This window comes from Bacillus cereus (assembly GCF_002564555.1).
In the GTDB taxonomy this organism is placed as follows: domain Bacteria; phylum Bacillota; class Bacilli; order Bacillales; family Bacillaceae_G; genus Bacillus_A; species Bacillus_A cereus_K.
The window spans coordinates 201537-216169 of sequence record NZ_NUVD01000020.1; the positions used below are offsets into that span (position 1 = coordinate 201537).

Genomic DNA, 14633 nt, shown 5'->3' on the forward strand with positions numbered 1-14633 from the left:
GAAAGGCGATGTCCATTGATGTTGGATTAATATTTCAAATCGCCGGAATCGGCATTGTTTTAGCTTTTATTCATACCGTACTAAAAGAATTAAAGCGTGAGGATATTGCAAATTGGGTTATCCTTGTCGGTTTTGTCGTTATTTTATTTCATGTTGCATTTCTAATTAATACGCTGTTCGACAAGATTAAAAGTGTCTTTCTCTTCCAGTAAAGGAGGCGGTTCGAATCGAAATTATACAAATTGTCGGATTAGGCCTCGTTGCTACATTTTTAGCAGCAGTTTTAAATCAGCATAAATCTAGTATTACATCGCTATTTATTGTGTTCGTAGGTAGTGTGATGTTTCTTCTTTTAATCGATCAAATTCATTCTATTTTACAAATGATTGAGAGAGTAGCAAGTGAAGCGAAAGTTAGCAATGTATATGTAGAAACGTTGCTGAAAATTATAGGAATTGCTTATATCGCTGAATTTGGAGCACAAATTACAAAAGATGCTGGTCAAGGTGCCATTGCTTCGAAGATTGAATTAGCTGGGAAAATATTAATTCTCGTTATGGCAATTCCTATTTTGACGGTTGTAATTGAAACTATTCTCGGATTTTTACCGACAGGATAAGGGGGAGTATATGTTGAGGAAGTTTGGAGCTAAGCTGTTATTCGCTTGCTTCCTTTTCTTTTCTTTACCGGTTGTTGTACAAGCTTCTCCTGTAGAAACAAACGTCGTTGATCAACAATTGGATAAGCTCGGAATTGAAGATGTGCAGCAATTTTGGGACGGGCTTGTTACAAAATATGGAGGCTATTTGCCAGAGAGTCAAAAAGGAAGCTTTATGGAGTTTGTAAAGGGAGAAAAAGAATTTTCCATAAAAGAGTGGATGATAGGGTTATTAAAATATTTATTTCACGAGCTTGTTGCAAATGGAAAGTTACTTGGCACGCTCATTATGCTCACAATATTTAGTGCATTGTTGCAATCACTGCAATCTGCCTTTTCAAAAAGTAGCGTAAGTAAAATTGCTGATGCAGTTGTATATATGGTACTTATTATTTTCGCTTTAAATAGCTTTTATGTCGTTATGACATATGCAAGAGAAACGATACAAACAATGGTAGATTTCATATTAGCACTATTACCAATTTTACTTGCACTCATAGCAACTGGAGGCGGTGTTGTATCTGTATCGTTTTTTCATCCGATTATTATTTTCTTAATGAATACGAGTGGGCTTCTTATGAATTATATTGTTCTGCCACTTCTATTACTTGCAACGATCTTAAGTATTGTAAGTACGATGAGTGATCAATATAAAGTTACGAAATTGTCCAAGCTCTTGCAGAACGTAAGCGTTGGGATTATCGGTATCTTCCTAACGATTTTTTTAGGGGTATTATCTGTACAGGGGACAGCGACAGCCGTTGCCGACGGTATAGCTGTGAAAACTGCTAAATTTGTAACAGGGAACTTTATTCCTGTAGTGGGAAGGATGTTTACAGAGGCGGCGGATACTGTTATTAGTGCATCCGGATTATTAAAAAACACAGTCGGAATTATTGGGCTCGTCATTTTATGTTTAATTGTCGCGTTTCCAGCGATTCAAATTTTTTGTATCGCATTTATTTATAAATTCGCAGCAGCAGTATTGCAACCAGTGGGCAGCGGAGCAATTATTCAATGTCTAGATATCATTGGACGAAGCATTATTTACGTATTTGCTTGCTTAGCTATCGTATCATTTATGTTCTTTTTAAGTATCACAATTATTATTGCTGCCGGAAATATTACACTTATGATGCGGTAGGAGGTGAAGAGTATGCAATTTGTTACAGAGTGGGTTCGAAATATTATTGTTTTTTTACTCTTAGCGACAATGCTTCATCTTATTCTTCCCAATTCGAATTTGCAAAAATACGTTAAATTCGTTGTAAGTCTATTATTAGTTGTATTAATTTTGACCCCTCTTTTTAAACTATTGCAAACAGATGTAAATGAAGTAATTGCAAATCTTAATGATGAAAAGTACGTAGCAGGAGGATCTGTAAAAAATTCAATAGATTCGAAGAAAAAAGAAATACAAGCTCTAACACGTGCATATAGTTTAGAAGAGATGGCTACCAAAATGAAAAAAGAAGTAGGAAAAGAGTTCGAGAAAAAATATGGTATGACAGTCTCTGAAATACAAATAGTCGCAGCGGAAAGTGCAGAAGAAGTAAAGTCAGCAAAAGATATTCAATCTGTTGTTGTGACGTTGAAAGAAAAAGAACGTAGTAAAAATGATGCAATCGAAACGGTAAAGCCAATTGAAATTAACATGAAAGAGCCTCCAAAAAAGGTAGAAGAAACGAATGTAGAAATGAAAGATTTCTTTTCAAGCAGGTGGCAACTAGAGGATAAACAAGTCCAAGTTCAAATGGAAGGGAGGACAGGTAGAGTAAATGGACAATAAAGATAAAAATTCGAAGTTCTCATTTTTTCGAAACTTATTAAATGGAGATGAAAAAGAAAGTAATGAGAAGGGAAAAAAGGTAACACCTAAGTTTTTACTTGTCCTACTCATACTTGGAATTTTGCTTATGTTTGCTAGTAATTTCTTTTCAAGTAAAAAAGAGGAAGTACCTGTATTTAAAGAACAAAAAACTCAAAATCAAGAAAAAGACGTACCAACTTTCGGGCAGAAAAATAACGATAGTATGTCAAATGTAGAAAAATATGAAAAAGCGTATGAGCAAGAATTGAAAGCAGCTTTAGAAGAAATAGCTGGAGTAAAAGATGTAACGATTAAAGTAAATTTAGATTCATCTGAAGAAAAAATATTAGAAAAAAATACGGTGAAACGTTCACAAACAACAGGTGAAACAGATAAAACAGGTGGTAAGAGGGAAGTAGAGGACGAGTCTCTTGATGAAAAGACTGTCATTATACGTGAAGGTGATAAGGAAACTCCCGTTGTTTTACGAACAGAGAAACCGAAAGTACGAGGTGTTCTTGTCGTAGCAAAGGGAGTGGATAATATACAAGTTAAAGCAATGGTAAAAGAAGCTGTGATACGGCTGCTAGATGTACCAGCCCATCGCGTTTCAGTTTCACCGAAAAATTGATAGGGAGGAAATAAAGTGTTGAAAAAACAAACGGTTTGGCTATTAACGATGTTAAGTTTAGTTGTTGTACTATCTGTGTATTACGTAACAACTCCAGACAAAATGAACACAGCAGCGCCAACAACAGGTGAAAAGATTGGACAAGAAAAACAAGGTACTGATAAAGCAGTAACAAACGAAACACCAAATAAAGAAACAACAAAAGAAGCTCCAAATAAAGAAAATTCAAGCAAGGAAACAACAAATAAAGAAACTGACAAAAAAGAGAACACAAAAAAAGAGACAAGTAAAAAAGACGCGAACGTAACAGTTCAATCAAGTGATGAAAATTTCACAGCTTTACGTATGCAAATGGAAGATCAGCGCAGTGAAGAAAAAGCAAAATTACAAGAAGTGATGAGTTCAGTAAAATCTTCAGCAACAGAAAAGAATAAAGCAAAAGAAAATTTTGATGCAATCACTACAATGGAAACGAAGCAAGAATTATTGGAGACAGTGATTAAGTCTCAAGGTGGATATAAAGATGCTCTTGTAAGAGCGGATGGAACTGACATTAGAGTAACTGTGAAAGCGGCAAAACATTCACAAAAAGAAGCGAATAAAATTATACAGCTTGTAAGAAGTGAAGGCGGATCAAAAAATGTAGGTGTGAAATTTGATCCACCGACAAAATAAGCGAAACTTTAATCCGTGGGGATTCCCCGCGGATTATTAGTTTTTACCAATCAAATTGTTTGCAAATAGTAACATAGAGTACTTCAAATTAATTAGATAAAAATATTAATAGAAAAAAGCTATCATTTTCGATAGCTTTTTTCTATTTCATCTGTGTAGTTTTGTTTACTATGTTCAACTCGGAATGGTGAAATACGTTGTGAGTAAAAGATTAACGGTTCGTGGCAATGATGATTACTTTTTCCGGATTTGACGTGGATGAAGAGAACGAATGCCCAGACCGTTACGGCAGGTAAGAAGAGAATGAGCCATATCATATGTCCACACCTCGATACAATATATTTTCTACACTTTGAACATACTATTCTTATATGAAGGAACAATGAACGGTGTGTAAACAAAAAAATAATATTTGGTAAAAATATGTTATTGACCATAGATGAGGTGAAGAGTGGAAAGGGAAGTCGGTGTTTACTGTGTAGTATTTTGAGAAAGTAAGGAATGTTTTTTAGGAAGTGGTCTTGCCAATTTTGTGTGAAACTTGGTATTATTACTAGGTAATAATTTTTTGGTGGAATAATATTTTTACAGGAGTTTCGATTTATTATAAAGAAAAATAAATTGGAATGTTTAAAAAATTTATCGTAAGATAGGAATAGTAAATATTTCTATTAGCAAATGAAGTGAAATTTCTAATAGAGTACATCGTATTTTTACAGTCAATCTAGTTTTAGTAATGAGCATCTGTAAAAACGAGACAAACAAGAGTATGGGAGTGGATTTTACATGTTTAAAATTCAAGAAGTTCGTGAATTAATTAAATTAATTGATAGCTCTAATATTGATGAATTTGAATACAAAAAAGACGGTACAACAATCAAAATGAAAAAGCGTGGTAATGAAGTTGTTGCTGTGCAAGCACCTGCAGCAAAACAAGCTATGCAATCAGTAGCGCCTATTGAAGTTGAAACAACAGTAGCAGCAGCACAAGTAGAAGTACCAAAACAAGAAGAGAAGAAAGCTGTTCAAAATGAAAACCTACATAAAATTACATCACCAATGGTAGGTACATTTTATGCTTCATCTTCACCTGATACACCTGCATATGTAAATGTTGGGGATAGAGTATCGAAAGATTCTATCGTATGTATTGTGGAGGCTATGAAGTTATTTAACGAAATTGACGCTGATGTAGAGGGCGAAATTGTTGAGATTCTTGTTAATAACGGACAGCTTGTTGAGTATGGACAACCGCTATTTCTTGTAAAAGCGTAATAAGGGAGTCTTTGTGATGATAAAAAAAGTATTAATAGCCAATCGTGGGGAAATTGCTGTACGAATTATTCGTGCTTGTAAAGAAATGGATATTGAAACAGTTGCAATTTATTCAGAAGCAGATAAAGAGTCACTTCACGTACAGATTGCAGATGAGGCGTATTGTGTAGGACCGACGGTTTCAAAAGAAAGCTATTTAAATTTGACGAACATTATTAGCGTTGCGAAGTTAACGGGTTGCGATGCAATTCATCCGGGATACGGATTTTTAGCAGAGAATGCAGACTTTGCAGAGTTATGCCGTGAATGTAACTTAATTTTTATCGGTCCAAGTCCAGAAGCTATTTCAAAGATGGGCACAAAAGACGTTGCTCGTGATACAATGAAAGAAGCAGGGGTTCCGATTGTACCAGGTTCACAAGGGATTATTAAAAATACCGAAGAAGCGATCAAGCTTGCAAATCAAATTGGATATCCAGTTATTATTAAAGCGACTGCAGGTGGCGGCGGAAAAGGTATTCGTGTTGCGCGCCATGAAGAAGAGCTTGTAAAAGGAATTCAAATTACACAGCAAGAAGCTAGTACCGCTTTTGGGAACCCTGGTGTATACTTAGAAAAGTACGTTGAAGATTTCCGCCATGTAGAGATTCAAATAATGGCAGATACACATGGAAATGCCATTCATTTAGGAGAGCGTGATTGTACAATTCAGCGCCGTTTGCAAAAACTATTAGAAGAAAGTCCATCACCTGCGCTTGATGAAAATATTCGCAAGCAGATGGGTGAAGCGGCAGTTAAAGCGGCGGTAGCGGTTGATTATACAGGTGCTGGTACGGTTGAGTTTATTTATGAATATAAAACGAAAAGCTTTTATTTCATGGAGATGAATACGAGAATTCAAGTTGAGCATCCAGTTACTGAAATGGTAACAGGGATTGACTTAATTAAAGAACAAATTCTTGTTGCTTCTGGAGAAAAGTTATCGTTACAGCAAGAAGAAGTACAATTTAATGGTTGGGCAATTGAATGTCGAATTAATGCGGAAAACCCTGCCAAAAAATTTATGCCATCTCCAGGTAAAGTAGAAATGTACTTACCACCAGGCGGATTTGGTATTCGCGTCGATTCAGCTGTATATCCGGGATATTCAATCCCACCTTTCTATGATTCGATGGTTGCTAAATTAATTGTTCACGGGAAAACACGTGAAGAGGCAATTGCAAAAATGAAGCGAGCGCTTAGTGAATTTGTCATTGAAGGCGTACATACAACAATCCCGTTCCATTTGCAATTGTTAGATCATCCTGATTTTGTAAAAGGTGAGTTTAATACGAAATTTTTGGAAGAGCATGAACTTGTGACGCAGTGATACATTAAAGGAGGTTTTTTTCATGGCTGAACATATGTTAGATATGGGTCAAGATACAACTCTTGGTAAAGTAGAAATTGCACCAGAAGTAATTGAAGTTATTGCAGGTATTGCAGCTGCTGAAGTAGAGGGTGTAGCGGCAATGCGCGGTAATTTTGCTACAGATGTTGTTGAGAAGTTAGGTAAGAAAAATCATGGTAAAGGTGTAAAGGTTGAATTAGCAAACGAAGATATTATCGTTGACCTTTATGTTGTAATGTATTTTGGCGTAGCAATTCCAGTTGTTGCACAAAAGATTCAAGACAATATTCGCCAAGCACTCTTTACAATGACAGGACTTGAGCCAAAAGAAGTGAATGTTCACATCGTTGGCGTAACATTCGAAACACAAAAAACAGAAATCGAACCAGTGTAAGAATGAAAAAGGTGCCTAGTAACATAGGCATCTTTTTTATCGTTTTATTTCTTCGCAAATTAAAACCCTCTAATTATTATACTATTTCAAAAAATGAGAAATAAACAAGAAGATGTTGCGTTTTTCCAAAAAACGTACATTGTGATAAGATATGGAACTTGAAGTTAATCTTTTTATTATTTTTCAGCCTTGTAACCCGTGTGTGAAACGATAAATTGTGTTATTATCATTGTATTATAAGGTTGGAAAATCAATGAAAACTGTAAGAGTAAGTGAATTGACGGCTTATAAATTATAATAATATAACAAAGCATAAGGAAAGACTTGAAGCATAAAGGAGAGTTACAATGAAACGTAGGACGGCTAGAGAAAGAGCTATGCAAGCATTATATCAAATGGATATTACAGGTGAATTAGAACCGAAAGTAGCGGTGGAAAACACGCTAGATGAAGGTGAAGAAACAAATGAGTTTCTAGAATCACTTGTAGTAGGTTTTGTAGAAAATAAAGAAGCAATTGATGAAGCAATTCGTCAAAACTTAAAAAAGTGGAAGCTTGAGCGTATTAGTATTGTTGATCGCAGTATTTTACGTGTAGCTGTGTATGAAATGAAATACATGGAAGAAATTCCACACAACGTAACAATTAACGAGGCAATTGAGATTGCTAAAACATTTGGGGATGAGGAATCTCGTCGTTTTATTAACGGCGTTTTATCTAATATAAAAGATACACTGTAATTTCTTTAAGGGGGAATCTTAAAATGGTAGCAGTAATCATCAAAGGAAATGAAGTTGCGGAGAAAAAACGAGCACAATTAAAAGACGAAGTTGTGAAGTTGAAAGAGCAAGGGATTGTACCAGGATTAGCAGTTATTTTAGTTGGAGAAGATCCAGCATCTCGTTCTTACGTAAAAGGAAAAGAAAAGGGCTGTGAACAAGTAGGAATCTATTCAGAGCTAATTGAACTTCCTGAAACGATTACTGAGGAACGTTTGCTTGCTGAAATTGATCGCTTAAATGGAGATGACCGCATTAATGGCATATTAGTGCAATTACCTTTACCAAAACATATTGAAGAAAAAGCTATCATTGAAAGAATTTCACCAGAAAAGGATGTAGATGGATTTCACCCAATCAGCGTGGGACGTATGATGACGGGACAAGATACATTTCTTCCATGTACACCGCATGGTATTGTAGAATTAGTAAAAGAAACGAATCTTGATATTTCTGGAAAACATGTCGTAGTAATTGGAAGAAGTAATATCGTCGGCAAACCAGTGGGACAATTGTTCTTAAATGAAAATGCAACTGTCACATACTGTCATTCTAAGACGCAAAATATGAAAGAGTTATCGAAGTTAGCTGATATTTTAATCGTAGCAGTTGGACGACCTAAAATGGTAACAGCTGATTATATTAAAGAAGGAGCGGTTGTAATTGACGTTGGTGTGAACCGTTTAGAAACAGGCAAGCTTTGTGGTGATGTGGACTTTGACAACGTGCTAGATGTTGCGGGTTACATTACACCTGTGCCAAAGGGTGTTGGTCCGATGACGATTACAATGCTTCTTCATAATACCGTTGAATCTGCCAAGCGTGCAGGTGTCGTTTGTAAATAATTTGAGTCGGCTATGAGGAGAGAGAAATGGAGAAACAATATTTAACCGTTACAGCATTAACACGCTATATAAAAACAAAAATAGAATATGATCCGCATTTGCAGTCTGTTTGGTTAAAAGGTGAAATTTCCAATTTTAAAAATCATAGCCGTGGCCACATGTATTTTACATTGAAAGATGAAAATGCCAGAATCGCAGCGGTTATGTTTGCGGGTCATAATCGTAATATTAAATTCAGACCTGAGAATGGGATGAAGGTACTTGTAAAAGGGAAAATCTCTGTTTATGAGGCGAGTGGTTCTTATCAAATTTATATTCAAGACATGCAACCTGACGGAATCGGAAATTTGCATTTAGCTTACGAACAATTAAAAGTTCGTTTAGAGGAAGAAGGATTGTTTTCTCAAGTTTATAAAAAAACAATCCCTCCTTACGCTAAAACAATAGGTGTGATTACTTCGCCGACAGGAGCAGCGATTCGTGATATTATAACAACCATCAAACGTCGTTATCCAATTGGTAATGTTATTGTATTTCCAGTACTTGTACAAGGGGAGTCAGCAGCTCCCTCAATTGTACAAGCAATTCGTACAGCGAATGAAATGGGAGATATAGATGTATTAATTGTTGGACGTGGTGGAGGTTCTATTGAAGAATTGTGGGCTTTCAATGAGGAAGTGGTTGCAAGAGCAATCTTTAAAAGTCAAATCCCTATTATTTCGGCAGTAGGCCATGAAACAGATTTTACAATCGCAGATTTTGTTGCAGATTTACGTGCGCCAACACCGACTGCAGCAGCTGAACTGGCAGCACCGAACATTATGGAGTTACAAGAAAAGGTATTGCAAAGAACTCTGAGATTGCAAAGAGCGATGAGAGAGTTGGTACATAAAAAAGAAGAAAAACTACAAGTATTGCAAAAATCTTATGCGTTCCGATATCCAAGACAAGTATATGAACAAAAAGAAGAGCAATTAGATAGAGCATTAGAACAGCTCGTTTTAGCGAAAGAGCGCTATATTGATAAAAAAGTGAATCAGTTAAAACAGCTTTCATTTTATTTAGAGAAGCACCACCCATCTCAAAAAATTATACAAACGAAGGTAGCGATTGAAACGTTACAAAAGCAATTGCAACGTGAAATGCAAACGTTACTTCAAACGAAAGAATTTGCCTTTGTAAGAGCTGCTCAAAAACTTGAAGCATTAAGTCCGCTTAAAGTCATGATGAGAGGGTACGGGCTTGTATATGATGAAGAGAAACAAGTGTTAAAAAGCGTGAAAGACGTCAGCCTTGGAGATGCTGTTTCAGTTCAATTACAAGATGGAATACTAGATTGTAGCGTATCAGGCATAGAGGAGCGTGAATTGAATAATGGAAAATAAATTAAGCTTTGAAGAGGCAATTTCGCAACTTGAGCATCTCGTTTCTAAGCTAGAGCAAGGTGACGTACCGTTAGAAGAAGCAATTTCTTACTTTAAAGAAGGTATGGAATTATCTAAGTTTTGTGATGAGAAGCTTAAGAATGTACAAGAACAGATGGCAGTTATTCTTGGGGAAGATGGAGAGCTTGAACCGTTTACTGCTTTAGGAGATGAAGCATAGTGACTATCGCTTTTGATACTTTTTTGAAAGAAAGTAAAACTTTCGTAGAAGAGAAACTTGTAAGCTATGCAAATGAATTACAATGTCCAAATGTACTTCGTGAAGCGATGGCATATTCTTTGGAAGCGGGTGGGAAACGTCTTCGCCCGTTACTTTTATTTGCAACATTACAAGCGTTTGGGAAAGAAAGAAATCTTGGAGTAGGAGCAGCTTGTGCTCTTGAAATGATTCATACATACTCGTTAATTCATGATGATTTACCTTGTATGGATGATGATGATTTAAGAAGAGGAAAGCCCACAAACCATAAAGTATTTGGTGAAGCGATGGCAGTTTTAGCGGGAGACGGTTTGTTGACGTACGCTTTTCAAGTCATTATGGCATATGATCAAAAAGAAATCTCTGCTGAAAAAAAAGTAAGACTTGTACTCGAACTTGCAAAAGCAGCGGGACCAGAAGGAATGGTTGGCGGGCAAGTGGCAGATATGGAAGCGGAAGGAAAACGACTTACAATTGATGAGTTGGAGTACATCCATAAACATAAAACAGGGAAATTGCTAGAGTATGCAGTACTTGCAGGAGCAATACTTTCTGATGCTACAGAAGAGCAGGAAGAACAATTACTTGTGTTTGCGAAAAATATCGGCCTAGCTTTTCAAATTCGAGATGATATTTTAGATGTAGAAGGAAACGAAGAGGAAATCGGAAAACCGATTGGTAGTGACGTTTCCAATGAAAAGAGCACATATACGACGTTATTTACTGTAGATAGAGCAAAGGCTATTTTAGAAGAAACAATTGCAAAAGCAAAAGACGCTATTAGCTCCTTGCAATTACAAGATGAATATTTATTATCTATTTGTGATGTGATCGCAAAACGTAATAACTAATATAACAGCGTTTTCATTTGTTGAGTCATTCATCATTTTATGATATAAATGTAGGAAAAGGTTTTTCTTTTCTTGTTATTGGCAAAAATATATGTAGATTACATTGCCGTTATCACTTCGTGTTAGCGGCTATTTTTTTCATCGCCTAAAGAAATATGGTTTATAATAGGAATAGGGTACAATAGATTGGTTAATAGCAGGACAAGATGAAAAATGGAATTTCTTGTTTTGTGTAAATGTTTCTTATAATATTTGACATGTTGACAGATTATGAAATGAAAGTGAGTGATCCATGTGGATCTAACGCAAATTCAAAACCCTAGTTTTTTGAAAGATATGTCTATCGGTGAACTAGAGGGATTGAGTGAGGATATTCGTAAATTTTTAATTGAAGAGCTCTCTCAAACAGGTGGACATATTGCACCTAATTTAGGTGTAGTAGAACTCACAATTGCTCTGCATAAATTATTTGATAGTCCGAAAGATAAATTTTTATGGGATGTAGGACATCAATCCTATGTACATAAAATTTTAACAGGACGTGCGAAAGAATTCGGTACATTAAGACAATATCAAGGCTTATGTGGTTTCCCAAAACGCTGCGAGAGTGAGCATGATGTATGGGAAACTGGTCATAGCTCGACATCGTTATCCGCTGCAATGGGAATGGCTCTAGCACGTGATTTAAAGAAAACGGAAGAATACGTTATACCAATCATTGGCGATGGTGCATTAACAGGCGGAATGGCTTTAGAGGCATTGAACCATATTGGACATGAAAAAACAGACATGATTGTTATTTTGAATGACAATGAAATGTCAATTGCACCAAACGTTGGTGCGCTTCATAATGTACTTGGCCGTTTACGTACCGCAGGGAAATATCACTGGGTAAAAGACGAACTGGAATATATATTAAAGAAAATTCCAGCAGTCGGCGGGAAAGTGGCTGCGACAGCAGAGAAAATAAAAGATAGCCTTAAATATTTACTAGTATCAGGTGTCTTTTTTGAAGAGTTGGGCTTTACATATTTAGGACCAGTCGATGGGCATGATTATGAAAAGTTATTCGAAACGTTACAATATGCAAAGAAAACAAAAGGCCCAGTACTTGTTCATGTGATTACGAAAAAAGGAAAAGGTTACAAGCCAGCTGAAAGTGACGTTATTGGAACTTGGCATGGAACAGGACCGTATAAAATTGAATCAGGTGACTTCGTTAAACCGAAAGAAATTGCACCAGCATGGAGTGCTGTCGTTAGTGACACAGTGCTTAAGCTAGCGAGAGAAGATGAGCGTATCGTTGCAATTACTCCTGCAATGCCTGTTGGATCGAAACTTGAGAAATTCCAAAAAGAATTCCCCAATCGTATGATTGATGTAGGTATTGCAGAGCAGCATGCTACAACAATGGCAGCGGGTATGGCGACGCAAGGGATGAAGCCATTCTTAGCAATTTATTCAACATTTTTACAAAGAGCGTACGACCAAGTTGTTCATGATATATGCCGCCAAAATTTAAATGTTTTCATTGGAATAGATCGCTCAGGATTAGTTGGTGCGGATGGTGAAACACATCAAGGTGTATTTGACATCTCATTTTTACGTCACTTACCGAATATGGTGCTGATGATGCCGAAAGATGAAAATGAAGGGCAACATTTAGTATATACGGCGATGCAATATGAAGATGGACCAATCGCATTACGTTATGCGCGTGGTAATGGACTTGGCGTTCATATGGATGAAGAATTAAAGGCGATTCCAATCGGTACTTGGGAAACGTTAAAAGAAGGTACACAAGCAGCTATTTTAACATTTGGTACAACAATACCAATGGCAATGGAAGCAGCTGAGCGCCTTGAAAAAGCTGGAGTGTCAGTGAAAGTAGTGAATGCTCGCTTTATTAAACCAATGGATGAAGCATATTTACATGATCTCTTAGGAAAGAATATACCGATTTTAACGATTGAAGAATCTTGTTTAATCGGTGGTTTCGGAACAGGAGTAGTTGAATTTGCGTCTGAGAACGGATACCATAGTGCATTAATTGAACGAATGGGTATTCCGGATCGTTTCATAGAGCACGGTAGTGTAACAAAATTATTAGAAGAAATTGGTTTAACGACAGATGCAGTTGTAGACCGTATTCATACAATGATTCCATCAAAACAAAAAAGGGCGTAACAAATGAGTGTAAAAAAAGAAAGAGTAGACGTACTATTAGTAGAGCGAGGACTTATAGAAACACGTGAGAAAGCAAAGCGCGCTATTATGGCTGGACTCGTATATGCGAATGAGATGAGACTTGATAAGCCAGGAGAGAAAATCCCGCAAGATACAGAAATTACGGTGAAGGGACAAGTTATGCCGTATGTAAGCCGTGGTGGTTATAAACTTGAAAAGGCATTAGAGACATTCCATCTTGATTTACAAGATAAAGTTATGATAGATATTGGTTCATCAACTGGTGGCTTTACAGATTGTGCGCTTCAAAATGGAGCGAAATTATCTTATGCATTAGATGTAGGATATAATCAATTGGCGTGGAAATTGCGTCAAGATGAGCGTGTTGTCGTAATGGAACGCACGAATTTCCGTTACGTAACACCAGCAGACTTAGAACACGGTTTACCGCAATTTGCTAGTATCGATGTTTCATTTATATCATTAAAGCTTATACTGCCAGTTTTAAAAACAATGCTGATGTCTAATGGAGATGTAGCGGCGTTAATTAAACCGCAGTTTGAAGCTGGAAGAGAGCAAGTTGGGAAAAAGGGCATCGTTCGTGATAGAAAAGTACATGAGGCTGTCGTAGAAATGATTGTCGATTTTGCTTTGAAAGAAGGCTATGATGTGGAAGGTTTAACATTCTCACCGATTACGGGTGGGGATGGTAATATTGAATTTTTAGTTCATCTAAAATGGCATGGTGAACGTGAGAATGGCGAAAATCATTCGCCAATTTCTATTGAGCAAGTTGTCACAGAAGCGCATGACGTTCTAAAACAAAAAGGAAAAGGGGAATAACATATGTTGTTCCTCTTTTTGTTGTAATTGTATAATGATTGTAAAAACAATAGTGTACAAGTTGCGAATTATAAGTTAACATAAATAAGTGAAGTATACCAATGTTTAAACTATGGTAAGAGATAGTGTGAGGTGCAAATGTATGAATAAAGGTCAGCGCCATATTAAAATCAGGGAAATTATTGCGAACAAAGAAATTGAAACACAAGATGAATTAGTTGATATTTTACGTAATGAGGGATTTAATGTAACGCAAGCAACAGTATCGCGCGATATTAAAGAACTGCACTTAGTGAAGGTGCCGTTACAGGATGGTCGCTATAAATATAGCCTGCCAGCAGATCAACGATTTAATCCGTTACAAAAATTAAAACGAAATCTAGTGGATTCATTTGTAAAATTAGACACGGCAGGACATATGCTTGTGCTAAAAACATTGCCTGGTAACGCTCATTCACTTGGAGCACTTATTGATCATTTAGAGTGGGATGAGATCATCGGAACCATCTGTGGTGATGATACTTGCTTAATTATTTGCCGTACACCTGAGGATACAGGTGTTGTCTCTGATCGTTTCTTAAATATGTTGTAACAAAGAAATCTTGTTTGCTTTCCTCTATAAAGTGGAAAGCAAACAAGATATTTTTATTG

At 36.4% G+C, this 14633-nt stretch carries 18 protein-coding genes; 17 read left to right on the plus strand and 1 reads right to left on the minus strand.

The genetic code is table 11. The features are described from left to right. The first annotated feature begins 8 nt into the window (after positions 1-8). The 6 genes from spoIIIAC to COI75_RS11490 are packed head-to-tail and all read left to right on the plus strand — an operon-like array spanning position 9 to position 3774. On the plus strand, positions 9-212 hold the full coding sequence (gene spoIIIAC / locus COI75_RS11465; protein ID WP_000020914.1) for a stage III sporulation protein AC: 204 nt from the start codon (positions 9-11) through the stop codon (positions 210-212). A gap of 23 nt (positions 213-235) precedes the next feature. Then, the gene (gene spoIIIAD / locus COI75_RS11470) at positions 236-619 is read left to right on the plus strand and encodes a stage III sporulation protein AD (RefSeq protein ID WP_079998460.1); all 384 of its coding nucleotides are present in this window, start codon (positions 236-238) and stop codon (positions 617-619) included. 10 nt (positions 620-629) lie between these two features. Next, on the plus strand, positions 630-1802 hold the full coding sequence (gene spoIIIAE, locus COI75_RS11475) for a stage III sporulation protein AE (RefSeq protein ID WP_000944635.1): 1173 nt from the start codon (positions 630-632) through the stop codon (positions 1800-1802). Between the two features lie 12 nt (positions 1803-1814). Beyond that, positions 1815-2447, plus strand: coding sequence for a stage III sporulation protein AF (gene spoIIIAF, locus COI75_RS11480; RefSeq protein ID WP_001161059.1), 633 nt, complete (start codon positions 1815-1817; stop codon positions 2445-2447). After that, the gene (gene spoIIIAG / locus COI75_RS11485) at positions 2437-3099 is read left to right on the plus strand and encodes a stage III sporulation protein AG (RefSeq protein ID WP_000368871.1); all 663 of its coding nucleotides are present in this window, start codon (positions 2437-2439) and stop codon (positions 3097-3099) included. The genes spoIIIAF and spoIIIAG overlap by 11 nt, the downstream gene beginning before the upstream one ends. Before the next feature lie 15 nt (positions 3100-3114). Then, on the plus strand, positions 3115-3774 hold the full coding sequence (locus COI75_RS11490; RefSeq protein WP_000914700.1) for a SpoIIIAH-like family protein: 660 nt from the start codon (positions 3115-3117) through the stop codon (positions 3772-3774). A gap of 122 nt (positions 3775-3896) precedes the next feature. On the opposite strand, the gene COI75_RS11495 is transcribed toward COI75_RS11490, so the two are convergent. Then, positions 3897-4091, minus strand: coding sequence for a hypothetical protein (locus COI75_RS11495; protein WP_002095309.1), 195 nt, complete (start codon positions 4089-4091; stop codon positions 3897-3899). 469 nt (positions 4092-4560) lie between these two features. On the opposite strand from COI75_RS11495, the gene accB reads away from it, so the two are divergent. The 11 genes from accB (at position 4561) to argR (ending at position 14574) form a co-directional block, all read left to right on the plus strand. Further along, the gene (accB, locus tag COI75_RS11500; RefSeq protein ID WP_000472867.1) at positions 4561-5049 is read left to right on the plus strand and encodes an acetyl-CoA carboxylase biotin carboxyl carrier protein; all 489 of its coding nucleotides are present in this window, start codon (positions 4561-4563) and stop codon (positions 5047-5049) included. Between the two features lie 16 nt (positions 5050-5065). Beyond that, positions 5066-6418: an acetyl-CoA carboxylase biotin carboxylase subunit gene (gene accC, locus COI75_RS11505; RefSeq protein WP_000592884.1), complete on the plus strand. Its 1353-nt coding sequence runs from the start codon at positions 5066-5068 to the stop codon at positions 6416-6418. A 22-nt stretch (positions 6419-6440) separates the two neighbouring features. Next, on the plus strand, positions 6441-6833 hold the full coding sequence (locus tag COI75_RS11510) for an Asp23/Gls24 family envelope stress response protein (RefSeq protein WP_000807630.1): 393 nt from the start codon (positions 6441-6443) through the stop codon (positions 6831-6833). Positions 6834-7180: 347 nt separating this feature from the next. After that, entirely contained in the window at positions 7181-7573 is a 393-nt protein-coding gene (gene nusB, locus COI75_RS11515) for a N utilization substance protein NusB (RefSeq protein WP_000830247.1), read from the plus strand. 23 nt (positions 7574-7596) lie between these two features. Beyond that, a complete protein-coding gene (gene folD, locus COI75_RS11520) occupies positions 7597-8457 on the plus strand; it encodes a bifunctional methylenetetrahydrofolate dehydrogenase/methenyltetrahydrofolate cyclohydrolase FolD (RefSeq protein ID WP_000226717.1) in 861 nt (286 codons plus the stop codon). A gap of 26 nt (positions 8458-8483) precedes the next feature. After that, positions 8484-9842 (plus strand): exodeoxyribonuclease VII large subunit, encoded by a 1359-nt coding sequence (gene xseA / locus COI75_RS11525; RefSeq protein WP_000415262.1) that lies wholly within the window; start codon positions 8484-8486, stop codon positions 9840-9842. Continuing rightward, the gene (gene xseB / locus COI75_RS11530; protein ID WP_000428421.1) at positions 9832-10062 is read left to right on the plus strand and encodes an exodeoxyribonuclease VII small subunit; all 231 of its coding nucleotides are present in this window, start codon (positions 9832-9834) and stop codon (positions 10060-10062) included. The genes xseA and xseB overlap by 11 nt, the downstream gene beginning before the upstream one ends. Further along, on the plus strand, positions 10062-10952 hold the full coding sequence (ispA, locus tag COI75_RS11535) for a (2E,6E)-farnesyl diphosphate synthase (RefSeq protein ID WP_000150367.1): 891 nt from the start codon (positions 10062-10064) through the stop codon (positions 10950-10952). Before xseB ends, ispA begins: the two co-directional genes overlap by 1 nt. Positions 10953-11246: 294 nt before the next feature. After that, positions 11247-13139 (plus strand): 1-deoxy-D-xylulose-5-phosphate synthase, encoded by a 1893-nt coding sequence (dxs, locus tag COI75_RS11540; protein WP_000366436.1) that lies wholly within the window; start codon positions 11247-11249, stop codon positions 13137-13139. A 3-nt stretch (positions 13140-13142) separates the two neighbouring features. Next, the gene (locus COI75_RS11545) at positions 13143-13982 is read left to right on the plus strand and encodes a TlyA family RNA methyltransferase (protein ID WP_000111870.1); all 840 of its coding nucleotides are present in this window, start codon (positions 13143-13145) and stop codon (positions 13980-13982) included. 142 nt (positions 13983-14124) lie between these two features. Further along, positions 14125-14574, plus strand: a complete 450-nt coding sequence (gene argR / locus COI75_RS11550) for an arginine repressor ArgR (RefSeq protein ID WP_001032582.1) — start codon at positions 14125-14127, stop codon at positions 14572-14574. The last annotated feature ends 59 nt before the right edge of the window (positions 14575-14633 follow it).